Genomic DNA, 12,876 nt, shown 5'->3' on the forward strand with positions numbered 1-12,876 from the left:
TGGGGAGGAAAGGCTCAAGGCGCGCCATCTGCGCGTCAGTTAGCCAGAAAAGATCAGACATGGTCACCGCTCGTTTTCGAGCCGTGAATCATACCGATAGCCGAAAATCAATGGGTCCTGACCCTAGGACTTGTTGTGGAAAATGAAGCCGATGAAGTTCAGCAACAGCTGCGCGGCCAGGATCTGGGTGCTTTCGGAGGGATCGTAGGCCGGGGCGACCTCCACCAGGTCGATCCCCACAACATCGCCGCGCTTGGCGAGGCCCTGCAGGATCTCCAGCACGTCGTAATACTGGAAGCCGCCATGGCTGGGGGTGCCGGTGCCGGGGGCAATCGAGGGGCAGAAGGCGTCGATGTCGATGGTCACGTAATACCGCGCGCCCTCGGGGATGCGCTCCAGCACCGCGTCCGTGCCCAGCTTGCGCACCTGGCGCACCGACAGGATGTCGGAGCCGCGCGCGCGCGCGTCGGTATAGCCTTCGCGGGCGGTGGAGGAGACGTTGCGGATGCCCAGCTGGGTCATGCCGGCGACATAGTCCTTTTCGATCGCGCGGCGCATCGGGTTGCCGTGGCCGTCGGTGACGCCGTGGCGTTCATCGACAAAGTCCAGATGAGCGTCGATCTGCACCACATGGATCGGGCCTTTCTTCGCGCAATCCTCGGCATAGGCGTTGATGCAGGGGATATTAATGGAGTGGTCGCCGCCGATGGTCACTGGAATGGCGCCCGCATCGAGGATCTTCTTCACGCCGTATTCGATGTTAGCGTGGCTTTCCTCGGTCTTGGTGTGGATGATGTCGGCGTCGCCCAGATCGACAATCCGAACGTCCGCGCCCAGATAGGTGGCGTCATCCTCGTGGTCATAGGCGCCGGCATGGCCGAAGCTGAACAGTGTCGAGGCCTCGCGCACCGCCCGCGGGCCAAATCGCGCGCCGGAGCGGAACTGGCAGCCGAAATCAAACGGCGCGCCCAGGATCGCAACGTCGGCGTCGATGGTGTCCCAATCCTCGACATAGGGTTTCTTGCCGAAGGTGGCGATGCCGACAAAAGGCAGGTTCAGGCGGCCGGATTCGTAACCGTGTGCAGACATATGGATTCTCCGTTTTTCTTAACGATAGGCCAGTTCCGGCAGGAACAGGGCGATTTGCGGGAAGGCGACCAAGAGACCGGTCACGATCAGCAGGATGATGAGGAAGGGCGGCACGCCCCGGACGACCTCCACGAACGGGCGGCGGAACACCGCGATGGCGGTGAACAGGTTGCAGCCGAACGGCGGGGTTGCGGCACCGATGGCGACCTGCAGGGTGATCAGCACGCCGACCAGCACGGGGTCCAGACCTGCGGCTTTGATCATCGGGGCAAAGATCGGCACCAGGATCAGGATCACCACAATCGAGTCGACAAACATGCAGCCGGCAAAGAAGGCGAGGTTCACCGCCAGCAGCACCATCAGCGGCCCGGCCTCTTCCAGCCCCAATGACGCGATGATCTGCTGCGGCACCTGTGCAAAGCTCAGCGTCCAGCTGAAGGCGGCACCCGCCGCGATCAGGATGAACACCACCGAGGTGATCGCTCCGGTCGACAGCGCAATGTCCCAGAGGTCGCGCAAGCGGACCGAGCGGAAGATCAGCACCTCCAGCACCGCCGCATAAAGCACGCAGATTGCCGCGGCCTCGGTGGGCGAAAACACCCCGCCGTAAATGCCGCCGACGATGATCGCCGGGAAGCCCATCGGCCACAGCGCCCGGCGCAGGGCGGTGAACCGCTGGCCCCACCCCTCGCGCGGCAGTACCGGGATGTAGTGGCGGTAGGCGTAGACCATGCAATAGGCCGAGAACAGCACCACGATCAGCAGCCCCGGCACGATGCCCGCAATGAACAGCTGCGAGATCGAGGTGCCCGAGACGACGCCATAGATGATCATGCCGATCGACGGCGGGATCAGATAGGCCAGGTCAGCGGCATTCACGATCAGCCCGATGGCAAAGCTGTCCTTGTAGCCGGATTTCAGCATCCGCGGCCGCATTGCGCCGCCAACCGCCACCACGGTCGCTTGGGTCGAGCCGCAGACCGCGCCGAACAGCGCGCAGGCAGAGGTCACGGAGATCGCCAGCCCGCCCTTGATATGGCCCATGAAGCTCATGACGACATCAATCAGCCGGTTGGCGGAATGGCCGCGGGTGATGATATCGGCGGCCAGGATGAACATCGGCACCGCAATCAGCGCCGCGGGCTTCACGCCGCCGATCATCTGCTGGATCAGGATCTGCAGGCTCATGTCCGGGAAGTAGACGAGGAAGCCCAGAACCGCGGCCGAGATCAGCGGCATCTTCATCGGGAAGCCTGCCAGCAGCAGCAGGATCATCACGGCAAGCATCAGTTCGGTCATGATTTCTCCTCCCCGCCAGCCTCTGCATGGCGCTGGATGGCCGCAGCGGTTTCCGGGTCTTCATAGCTGTCCGTCTCCAGGTAGGAGACATAGATTTCCGCTTCGGCTAAGTTCAGGTTGCGCAGCGCGGTCAGCAGATACTGCAGCGCGGTCAGCGCCAGCCCGAGCACCACCCAGACGTAGGTGAGGTACAGCGGCAGCTGCAGCGCCGGGGTGATGCGGCCGCGGCTGGCGACCTTCTGAACATATTCCAGCGCGTACCAGGCCAGCAGTCCCATCATCACCGCGGTGGTGGCAGCAATCACCACCATCAGGCCCTTGCGCATCTTCACCGGCAGCGCGTCATAGACCGCGGACATGCGGATATGGATGCCTTTGCGGGTGGCATAGCCCAGCCCCATGAAGGTGACGATGACAATCAGGAACTCGTTCAGCTCCTCGGAGAAATAGATCGACTGGCTGAACACGTAGCGGCCAAAGACATTGGCGATGGTGTTGCCGGCCATCAGGATGATCCCCCAGCCCAGGATCCAGACTTCGGCACGCCCGACGGCGCCATCAATCTTGCCCAGAAGGCCGAAGGGAGCGGGTTTGGCATGTAGCATGATATCCTCCCTTGGATTGGCCCCGCGCAAAGCGCGCAGGGCCGGAAGCGGGCTCAGCTGCCCGCCAGCTCCGCCTGCAGCGCATCCAGCAGCTCCTGGCCGCGGGCGCCGGCGGTCTCCACATAGGCCGCCGCGGTATCGTCCGAGCGGGCGCGGAAGGCGTCGCGCTCTTCCTCGGTCAGCACCACCAGCCCGATGTCCGGCTTGGCGTCCTTGATCACGTCCAGCCGCTGCTGGTTGAAGCCGGAGACCACGCCGCCGATGAAGCCGGCCATATCCGCCATGGTGCCGCGCAACAGCTGCTGGCGGTCGGGTGACAGGGTGGCAAACCAGTCAGAACCGGCGACAACGGTGGTCACCAGTTCCTGCTCGCCGGCCCAGATCAGGTGGCTGGTGACCTCGTAGAACTTCATTTCCTCGATGGTCGGGATCGGGTTCACCTGGCCGTCGACCGCGCCCAGCTGCAGCGCGCCGAACACCTCGCCAAACGGCAGCGGGGTCGGGCTGGCGCCCATGTTCTTGTAGGTCTCCAGCAGGATCGGTGACACCATCACCCGCATCTTGAAGTTCTCGAAGTCTTCCGGCGTGCGGATCTCGCGGTTGGTGGTCCAGACCTGCGGGCCTTCGGAATACATCGACATCACTTCCAGGCCGCGTTTCTGGAAATCCGCGTTCAGCGCGCCATAGATGGTGTCCGAGCTGCTGAGGATTTTTGAGACCGCCGCCGGATCGGAGGGCAGCAGATAAGGCAGCAGGAACACCTGGCTTTCCGGCACGATGGTGCCGAGGTTGCCGATCGACACGTTAGTCAGCTGGATGACGCCATCGGCGGCCTGCTCAACCGTTTCGGTCGGGGTGCCGAGCGTGCCCATCGGATAGATGGTCACGGTCACATCGCCCTCGGTCGCCGTCTCGATGCGCTTTTTGAACTCCTGCGCATAGGCGTCCATGATCGAGCCCGGAATTTCCTCAATCGCGAACTTCCAGTCCTCGGCAAAGACGGCGGCCGGCGCCAGGCTCAGCAGCGCAGCGGCGGCGGTGGTTTTCAGGCTTTTCAGGGTTAAAGCCATGCGAATCTCCTCCCAGTTGGCATGGTTGATCGGGGTCGGAGGGCAGTTGAACATGGGGCGTTGCATGAAGAAATATGGCACTGGACATGTTCACATTAAGAATTTTCATGTAATAACCGGCACAGGACATGGACCGGGAGAAACCACTTGAAACTGCTGCGCAACACCCTGCTGGAGACCTTTGTGACAGTTGTGGAGTGCGGCGGGTTTTCCGATGCGCAATACGCTTTGGGGATCACCCAGTCTGCCATCAGTGTCCGCATCCGCGACCTGGAGACCTCGCTAGGCTACCGGGTCTGCGAGCGCGGCCGCGGCGGTTTCTGGCTGACCGAGCGCGGCGAGATTGCCTATCGGAAGGCCCGGGAAATTCTGCGCAGCGCCCGCGACTTCGACGCCGAGTTGCTGGAGTTGCGGGATATGATCGTTGGGGACCTCCGCATCGGGGTCGTGGATGCGATCAACAGCCTGGCGGAACTTGGGCTGGTGCAAGCGCTGCAGCGCTTCCTGGCACGCCCGAACGAGGTCCGGCTGGAAATTGTTGTCGCCTCACCCACGGAACTGACGCAGCAGCTGATGAGGGGTGATCTGAACGCCGCAATTGCGCCATTCCGCAACCACGTGCCGGAACTGGACTATGTGGAACTGTGCAGTGAGGAGCACAGACTCTACTGCGCTCAGGGGCATCCACTGTTTGACGTTCCGGAAAGTGAAATCAGCCTTGAAGCCATTGAGCAGTATCAGCTGTGCCAGCGGTCCTACGACATGCTGGTCTTGCCCGACCTCGGACCACCTGAACCCAAGGCCGTCGTGGCCAACATGGAAGCCATGGCGATGCTCATCGAAACGGGCCATTTTCTGGGGCCATTGCCAGCACATTTTGCCCGCAGACGGTTAGCAGAAGGCAAGCTCCGGGAAATCAGGATCAGCCAAACACGATGGAACTCGACCTTCTATCTCGCAACCCGCCGTGCTCCTATACCCAGACACGCCGTGGAGCTTTTTGCCCAAGATCTGCAACACGCCTGCCGCAACGCAAGTCAGCCAATAGTATGAAGCGCGCGTCCGGACAGGCAGGCTGGATTTCTAAGTGGCGGCTCCGCAGCGCCCTCCTGAAGCTGGACAGCGACTTCGAGGAAGCACTTGTGGCGAAGGTCAGCTTCCGGGCGGGGCATCGTAACGGGAAATCTGGCTTCTTCGGCTCCGGTGCGGGCCGGGCGGATGACTGTGCAGCGGCAGCTTCCTGCAGCGGTGCCGGCGTCGGTGCAGCCTCAGTAGATACGTGGCTGCCTTGTTGAGCGTTCGCTTTCGGAAAGTCAGCCGTGGATTTCGCGCCTGCTTCACCTCGGCTGGTTCCGCCCGGTCCGCTGCAAATCAGTTTCGGCACAGGAGGCCCGCGCCGTTTTTGGTGCCCGGAAAGCTGTTCAACAGGGCATAGTCGCATTGGAAATGTCGCAGCGGGGACTGCAGCGGGCCTTTGTCTTCAAGGCCGGATTGACGCCTTCACGCATCCAATCCGGCGGCATAACCAAGGCAGGTGAGGCCAACCCTGGGCGGGCGCTGCGGCAGGCCTTTGAGGCCCCGCAGGACGCGGTTCCAAGTATGCCTCTCTCATGGTTTGCTTCATAAACCACGGCCGGGCAGCGGTTGTCTGGACTGTCGCTGACGTCCGTCAAGCACGCCAATGAGAGGGGCGCACCGGAAGCGCATCGAACCAGCATCATGCTGGCAGCCAGCGCGCTGACAACGGACCGAAGCATATACCCGAAGGACCTCAGCCGAAAACCGCGGCAGCAAGCAGAGCGGGTCAAAATCGGACCGGCGGAACCGTCTTGGCGGACCAATTAGTCCGCGCAAAACCGCTTGGCCGAGGCGGCCCCGCTTCCGAATCCCTTGGCTCAAGCGCGAGTTCGGAGTGAAAATGAGCGTTGAGCCCGGATCAGCCTTTGCCGCTTCGCAGGGATGTGCGGGCGCAGTCGGCAGCGCACAGCCCGGCGCGGCCGCAGGCGGGGGCAATCCCCACCGAAAGCAAGGGGGGATGCGGGAGTGGATTTTCGCGGCAGGCTGCCAGTGAACCTCTCGATGAAAGCATTTTGCCGCGCTTCTCCCGGATCGATGCCGTGCCAGGCATCCGGGAGAAGCGGGTCCGGCTGGATTAGGGCCTGCCTGCGGTCGTGGTCGGCCCGGTTTTGGCTGTGCCCGTGCATTGCCCAGTGCGCGTCTTTGCCCGATCCATGAGTGTGGCCGTGCCCGGCGGCCATTTGCAGTGGTCCTGCAACGCGCTGGACTGCTGGGGCACGTGCGATGCGGCCGGCACCAGGGTCCAGACGATCGGAGCCGGGCCGCAGAGGGCGGCCATCAGCCGCCGGACCGGCGCGCTACCGATTACCCCCCCACGCCTTACCCCCCGTTCTTTCCCTGCGCAAATCCCTGTCTCACTCCATCTGCCACTGTGCAACCGGGCTGCCTGCGCCGTTCTCCGGGCGCTTTTCCCCTATTCCCCGAGGAGGATACGTCATCGTTACGTAAGCACCGTTCCGCATCAAAGACCCCGCGCGCCGCCGGCCTGCCGAACCCCGCGATGGGACTGCGGGCGGCAGTCAACTGCCAGTCCTGCAAGGAAAATGACGAAAAGACATCTTCCAGTTGCCGCGGACACGGTGCACGATAGACAGGCCTGCGGGACCAGCCGCGGAATCCCAACAGGCGCATGCCGGCCGGACCCTTCGGGCGTGTCCGGCCGGCATGCGTTCAACCCCGCCCGGACAGGAGAACGGCATCATGAAAATCGCAATGCTTGCCCGCAATGCCCAGCTCTATTCGCACAGGCGGCTGAAGGAGGCTGCTGAGGCACGGGGCCACGAGCTCGACATGATCGACACGCTGCGCTGCTACATGAACATCGCGACCCGGCGGCCGGAGGTCTACTACAACGGCCAGAAGCTGACGGGTTATGACGCGGTGATCCCGCGCATCGGCGCCTCGGTCACCTTCTATGGCATGGCGGTGCTGCGCCAGTTCGAGATGATGGGAGTGTTCCCTCTGAACGAGAGCGTCGCCATCGGCCGCTCGCGCGACAAGCTGCGCTCGATGCAGCTGATGGCGCGGGACGGGATCGGGCTGCCGGTCACCACCTTCGCGCACGACCCCAAGCAAACCGGGGAGGTGCTGAAACTGGCAGGCGGCGCGCCCATTGTGATCAAGCTTCTGGAGGGCACTCAGGGTATTGGGGTGGTTTTGGCCGATACCGACCGCTCGGCGAAATCCGTGGTCGAGGCCTTCCGTGGCGCCGGCGTCAACATCCTGATGCAGGAGTTCATAAAGGAGGCCGGCGGCACCGACATCCGCGCCATCGTTGTGGGCGGCAAGGTGGTCGCGGCAATGAAGCGCACCGGCGCGGAGGGCGAGTTCCGATCCAACCTGCACCGCGGCGGCTCGGCCGAGTTGGTGCGGCTTACGCCCGAAGAGCGCTCCATTGCGGTGCGCGCGGCCAAGACCATGGGGCTCAACGTCTGCGGCGTCGACATGCTGCGTGCCAACCACGGGCCGGTGATCATGGAGGTGAACTCGTCGCCCGGGCTGGAGGGCGTGGAGGTGGCAACCGGCAAGGACATCGCTGGCATGGTTATCGAATACCTCGAAAAACACGCCAAGGAGGGCAAGACAAAGACGAAGGGCAAGGGCTGATGGCGCCGCGCGAGGACTTTGCTATTGGCGGCGTGCGGATCGCGCCCGGCGGGCGGCAGACCGTGGACTTGCCGATCAGCGTGCTTTCGGATCACACGCCGGTCACCATGTCGGTGCATGTGCGCCACGGCCGCCGGTCCGGCCCGGTGGTGTTCCTGAGTGCGGGCATCCACGGCGACGAGGTGATCGGTGTGGAGATCATAAGGCGGGTGCTGAGCACGCCGGGGCTGGCCTCGCTCAAGGGCACGCTGCTGGCTGTGCCGATCGTCAACACTTTTGGCTTTCTCAACCATTCCCGCTACTTGCCGGACCGGCGTGACCTGAACCGGGTGTTCCCGGGCAGCGCCGGCGGGTCGCTGGCTTCGCGGCTGGCCAATCAGTTCCTGACCCGGATCGTCGCCCGCTCCGACCTCGGCATCGACCTGCATTCGGCGGCGATCCACCGCACCAATTATCCGCAAGTGCGGATCTCTCCCGGCGATGCGCGGATGGAGGAGCTGGCCAAAGTCTTCGGCGCGCCTATCGTGATGCGCTCGGCGCTGCGTGAGGGCTCGCTGCGGCAGGCGGCCAAGGACATGGGCAAGGACGTGCTGCTGTTTGAGGCGGGCGAGGGGCTGCGCTTTGACGAGCTGTCCGTCAGGGCAGGGGTTGCGGGCATTCTGCGGGTGCTGCGGCATCTCGGCATGCTGCCGGCCAAGGGTATCTCCAAGCCCAAGGCGGCGCCGCAGTTCTGCCCCTCCAGCAAATGGCTGCGCGCGCCGATGGGCGGGTTGTTGCGCATCTACAAGGCGGACGGTGAACTGGTGCGGCGCGGTGAGGTCCTCGCCACGGTGTCGGACCCGTTCGGGGAACAGGAACAGCATATCGAGGCGCCTTTCGGCGGCATCATTGTCGGCCGTTCAGTGATGCCCGTGGTGAACGAAGGCGATGCGGTCTTCCACCTTGGCCGCGTTGGGTCGGTCGCCCATGCGGAGGATGCGGTGGAGGACCTGAACGCGCAGCTGACGGATGATCCGATGTTCTACGAGGATGAGATCATCTAGCCTTCGACCCTTGCTCCCCTTGGCAGCGGCATCCCTGGTTCCCTCTGCCTGTCCTCCTCTGTAAGCACTTCGGACATGTATTGCCGGCATGCGGATTTTGCGGCCTGTAGGTCCCGCCTCCCGCGCGCCGCCGCGCAGCCCTGCGTGTGAAACAGGCAGTGTCGGTGCAGCCTCCCGCCGCCGGTCGCCCGCGGTTCCGGCCGCAGAGGCCAACGGTGCCGAAGGTCTGGGAGGGGTTCGCGGTGTCCTCACCGTGTCCGATCTGGGCCGCCACCGCCGCAACTGTAGCAATAATACAACAATTGGGCGGGGCTTTCGGCGCCGCCGTTTCGGCAGAGGCGCCATGGCGGCCAGCTGAGCCGGGAAGTTCCTGAAAAGGCTAGCCTCAGTTTCAGGTGAGAAATTCTCGCTTTATCTATGAATAATTTAATTTGTACGCATTCATCCCGTTCTCCTATCCATTTTTCTGGCAGCATGCTCCCTCCGGGAAAGAGGGACCCTCTGGTGGGAAAGGACTTCCCCGTGCACAAACTCAACATTTTGGCCGCTTCGTTTGCAGCGCTTATGTTGGCCCACCCCGTTTTTGCGCAGGGCACGATTCTCGGGATCGAGGATCTCGATGAACGTATCGAAGACATTCAGGAAGATGTCGCGGAAGAACTGGAAGAGGGCGAGGACCGGGAGCGGTACGGCACCAACCAGTACGCGCAAGGGTGGACCGGCGGTCTCTCGTTCGGCTTCTCCGGCACCACTGGCAACACCGACACGGCTGACTTGGATCTCGCAGGGCGGCTGCGCTACGGCAACGGGCTCTGGAACCATACCTTTGGTTTCGCAGGAGAGTTCTCCGAAGACAACGACGTGCGCAACAAGGAAGAGGTCTACGCCACCTATGACGTCAACCGCTACATCACAGAGCATTTCTACCTGTTCGGACTGGGCTCGGTGCGCTACGACGACTTCGACTCCAACCGTCTGGACGCCTTCGTGGGTGTTGGACCCGGCTACCGCATAATTAACCGGCAGAACCAGACCTGGCGGGTGCAGGCAGGCCCCGGCGTGCGCTACATCGAGGACCAGCTGCGCGTGGACAATACCGAAGCCGCAGGTATCGCCGGTTCACGCTACTACTTCGCTTTCAGCGAAGGCGTGAACCTGACAATGGACACCGATGTGCCGTTCTCTGACGAGGACACAGTGGTCACCAATGACCTCGGCGTGAACTTCAAGGTGACCGGCCGGTGGGCGACCCGCGTTTCCTGCCGCACGGACTGGGACAGCGATCCGCTGCCGGGTCTGAAAAGCACCGATAACAAGTTGGGTGTGTCCCTGATCTACGGGTTCTGATCCTGCAAATTCCTCGGAAAAATTGGGGCGGAGCGATCCGCCCCCTTTTTGTGCCGGCGGGCGGCGCGGACCGGTGCAGGGGTCTCAATGCCGCAAGGCTTGGGTCTCCCGGGCCATGTCCTCGGCCAGGTCGCGCAGGACACCGGGGTCCGCGCCCCCACGCAGCTCCAGCCGCAGCGCGGTGAGATTGGCCTGGTAGCGGCGCGCAAGGCGGGCGGGATCGGCCGCCGCGGGCAGCTCGCCCTGGTCTTGGGCGGCGGTGAAGGCGGCGGTGATCTCGTCCAGCATCGCGTCGAGGCAGGCCTGCGCGCGGGCCGCGATGGCGGGCACCGTGCCGCGGGTATCAAGCGCGGTGCAGACCAGCATGCAGGCCTGGCGCAAGCGGTCCTCCGCGGGCAGTTCCGCAAAGCCCCGCAGGTTGTCCGCCAGCCCTTGCAGCGGCGAAGGTGCGGCAGCGATGCGGGCGCGGAACTGGCTGCGGGCGGTCTCGAAATAGCGCTCAAGCGCCAGCAGGCAGATGTTTTCCTTGCTCTGGAAGGCGGCGTAGATGCTGCCCGGTTTCAGGCGCAGTGCCGCTTCGAGGTCCTTCAGCGAGGTCGCGTGAAACCCCTTGCGCCAGAACAGCAGCATGGCGGCCTCCAGCGCCGTATCGCGGTCATAGGGGGCGGCGCGGGGCATCGGGCGTCTCCTTGGTTCGCGGCGTGCGGCCCCGTGCGGGGCAGCAGCCATTGTCTCAGCGTCTGCTGTCAGGCCGCCTTGTCTTCCTTCGACCAGGCGAACTTCTCGAATACCTTGTCGACCGGGGTGTCGGCCAGGTGGTTAGTATAATTCGACATGATCTTCTGGCTGTAACCCAGGATCACTTCAAGGATGTTGCGCTTGCTGAAGCCTGCGTCCAGGAAGGCCTGCACGTCGTCTTCGGAGAGGTTGCCGCGGTTGCGGATCACCTTCAGGGTGAAGCCGCGCAGCGCTTCCAGCTTGGGATCGGCGAGCGGCTTGCCCTCGCGCAGCGCGTCGATGATCGCGTCATCCACGCCCATGCTCTTGGCGATGCCGGTATGGGCAGGCACGCAGTAGTGGCATTCGTTTTCGACGTTGATGGTCTGCCAGACCACGGTCAGCTCGTCCTTGTCGAGGCTGGAGTTCTGAAACAGCTCGTGCACGCGCTGGTAAGCTTCCAGCAGCTCCGGCGACTCCGCCATCACGGCATGCAGTCCGGGCACAAAGCCGACGGCGGCCTTGCTCTTGGCCAGCAGCGGCTTGGCATCGTCGGGTGCGGTGTCTTCGGTGTGCAGGGTGAAGTCCGTCATGTCTCTCTCCTTCGGTGCAAGGTTGCACCCGGCCAGGCAGGAGCCTTGGGCCGGGTGGTGGAATTCTCGCGTGCAGGCCGGGCGGGTTGGCTGCACTCACCGGGAGATAGGCAGACACCGGCGCCGCACAAGGGATGAATTTGAGCGATCACTCAAACGTGAGGCGGCGGCGCGGGAGCGACCCGGCGCAGTGGAAAGGCGCGCGCCGGGCCGCAGGGGAGGGGTCAGATCATCTGGAAGTAATTGCGGTAGAAACCGGCGATGCCCCATTCCATGCTGGCCAGAGGCCCGGGCACAAAGCGGTGCGAATTTACCCCTTCCTGGTTGTGGCGGATAATCTTTTCGTCGTCTTTCGAGGTGACATGCCACAGCCAGGTGAGCGCTTCCTTGTCATAGTCGCGGCCTTCTTCGGCGTCGCCGCGCACATACCAGGCGATCTGAATGTCGGTCTCCTGCAGGGAGCGGGGCACGAAGCGGTAGCCGACCAGGTGGTCGGCGTAGATCAGGAAATAGTTCAGCAGACCCACGGTGAGGTCGGTGGCACCGCCGTCATGGCCCGAGAGCCTGCCCAGGGGCGGGGCCAGCGGGGCGCCGTCGCGGCTGCCGGTATTGTAGCCGGGGAACAGCGGGTAGCGGCGCCAGTAGACATCGGCGCCGGGGGCAGGGGCTTCCGCGCCGGTCAGGTCCACTTCACCTGAGGGCAGGCCGATGTTTTCGGAGCGCGTCTGCAGCGCGGCGGCGTATTTCTCCACATCGGCCGGGTCCTTCAGCGAATGGCTGCGCGAATACTCCTGATGCGAGGGCGCGCAGTGGTAGCACTCCAGGTAGTTCTCCACCGCCAGCTTCCAGTTCGCAGGCACCGGGTAGGTGGCTTCATGCGCGAGCCTGAGGTTCTCTAGCTGCATCGGCGCGGCCAGCGGCGCGATACGGGCAAGACCTGCGTCCAGATCGGGGGCGGTTTCATCGGCGCAAATGAAGATCAGCCCTTCGAAAATCTTCACCTGAGCCGGGAACAGCCCGTATTCGCCCGGGTCGAATTCCGGCCCCATGGCCCGGCCGCCGCGCAGCTGCCCGTCCAGCCCGAAGGTCCAGGCGTGGTAGGGGCAGGAGAACACCCGCGCCGTGCCCTGCTTTTCCAAGCACACGCGGGAGCCGCGGTGGCGGCAGACGTTCATATGCGCCCGCACCTCGCCTGCGCGGTCGCGCACCACGATGATGGATTCCGGCCCGTAGTCGAACAAGAAATAATCGCCCGGCTCCGGGATCTGGCTGACATGGCCGGCCCAGATCCAGTTTCGGTTCCAGAACGCTTTGATATCGTTGTCATAAACCGCCTGCGAGCTGTAGAAATGCCGCTCCAGGGCAAAGCCCTCGCGGTGGCTTTCGATCAGCTCGCGCATCACTTGCAGGTCATCTTTGGGCATCTCGC

11 protein-coding genes are annotated in these 12,876 nt (G+C 63.7%); 4 read left to right on the forward strand and 7 right to left on the reverse strand.

Features of this window, described 5'->3' with window-relative positions:
• Positions 1-123: 123 nt before the first annotated feature.
• Genes speB through ACOHX0_RS08775 form a run of 4 tightly spaced genes read right to left on the reverse strand, consistent with a single transcriptional unit; the run spans position 124 to position 4,063 of the window.
• Positions 124-1,089: an agmatinase gene (speB, locus tag ACOHX0_RS08760; protein ID WP_420676296.1), complete on the reverse strand. Its 966-nt coding sequence runs from the start codon at positions 1,087-1,089 to the stop codon at positions 124-126.
• A gap of 18 nt (positions 1,090-1,107) precedes the next feature.
• Positions 1,108-2,388, reverse strand: coding sequence for a TRAP transporter large permease (locus ACOHX0_RS08765; RefSeq protein ID WP_420676297.1), 1,281 nt, complete (start codon positions 2,386-2,388; stop codon positions 1,108-1,110).
• Positions 2,385-2,993, reverse strand: coding sequence for a TRAP transporter small permease (locus tag ACOHX0_RS08770; protein WP_420676298.1), 609 nt, complete (start codon positions 2,991-2,993; stop codon positions 2,385-2,387). Before ACOHX0_RS08770 ends, ACOHX0_RS08765 begins: the two co-directional genes overlap by 4 nt.
• Positions 2,994-3,046: 53 nt before the next feature.
• Entirely contained in the window at positions 3,047-4,063 is a 1,017-nt protein-coding gene (locus tag ACOHX0_RS08775) for a TRAP transporter substrate-binding protein (RefSeq protein ID WP_420676299.1), read from the reverse strand.
• A gap of 147 nt (positions 4,064-4,210) precedes the next feature.
• On the opposite strand from ACOHX0_RS08775, the gene ACOHX0_RS08780 reads away from it, so the two are divergent.
• The 4 genes from ACOHX0_RS08780 to ACOHX0_RS08795 all read left to right on the forward strand — a co-directional run bounded on the left by ACOHX0_RS08780 (position 4,211) and on the right by ACOHX0_RS08795 (position 10,137).
• Positions 4,211-5,116, forward strand: coding sequence for a LysR family transcriptional regulator (locus ACOHX0_RS08780; RefSeq protein ID WP_420676300.1), 906 nt, complete (start codon positions 4,211-4,213; stop codon positions 5,114-5,116).
• A 1,725-nt stretch (positions 5,117-6,841) separates the two neighbouring features.
• Positions 6,842-7,747, forward strand: coding sequence for a 30S ribosomal protein S6--L-glutamate ligase (gene rimK, locus ACOHX0_RS08785; RefSeq protein ID WP_420676301.1), 906 nt, complete (start codon positions 6,842-6,844; stop codon positions 7,745-7,747).
• On the forward strand, positions 7,747-8,790 hold the full coding sequence (locus ACOHX0_RS08790) for a succinylglutamate desuccinylase/aspartoacylase family protein (protein ID WP_420676302.1): 1,044 nt from the start codon (positions 7,747-7,749) through the stop codon (positions 8,788-8,790). The genes rimK and ACOHX0_RS08790 overlap by 1 nt, the downstream gene beginning before the upstream one ends.
• A gap of 522 nt (positions 8,791-9,312) precedes the next feature.
• Complete coding sequence (locus tag ACOHX0_RS08795) at positions 9,313-10,137, forward strand: DUF481 domain-containing protein (RefSeq protein ID WP_420676303.1); 825 nt, start codon at positions 9,313-9,315, stop codon at positions 10,135-10,137.
• An 84-nt stretch (positions 10,138-10,221) separates the two neighbouring features.
• On the opposite strand, the gene ACOHX0_RS08800 is transcribed toward ACOHX0_RS08795, so the two are convergent.
• The 3 genes from ACOHX0_RS08800 to ACOHX0_RS08810 all read right to left on the reverse strand — a co-directional run bounded on the left by ACOHX0_RS08800 (position 10,222) and on the right by ACOHX0_RS08810 (position 12,871).
• Entirely contained in the window at positions 10,222-10,815 is a 594-nt protein-coding gene (locus ACOHX0_RS08800; protein WP_420676304.1) for a TetR/AcrR family transcriptional regulator, read from the reverse strand.
• A 68-nt stretch (positions 10,816-10,883) separates the two neighbouring features.
• Entirely contained in the window at positions 10,884-11,447 is a 564-nt protein-coding gene (locus ACOHX0_RS08805; protein ID WP_420676305.1) for a carboxymuconolactone decarboxylase family protein, read from the reverse strand.
• Positions 11,448-11,671: 224 nt separating this feature from the next.
• Positions 11,672-12,871 carry an aromatic ring-hydroxylating oxygenase subunit alpha gene (locus ACOHX0_RS08810; protein WP_420676306.1) on the reverse strand — a complete coding sequence of 400 codons (1,200 nt, stop codon included), beginning with the start codon at positions 12,869-12,871 and terminating at the stop codon, positions 11,672-11,674.
• Positions 12,872-12,876 lie beyond the last annotated feature (5 nt).

The organism is Cribrihabitans pelagius (genome assembly GCF_048820915.1).
GTDB classification, from domain to species: domain Bacteria; phylum Pseudomonadota; class Alphaproteobacteria; order Rhodobacterales; family Rhodobacteraceae; genus Cribrihabitans_A; species Cribrihabitans_A pelagius.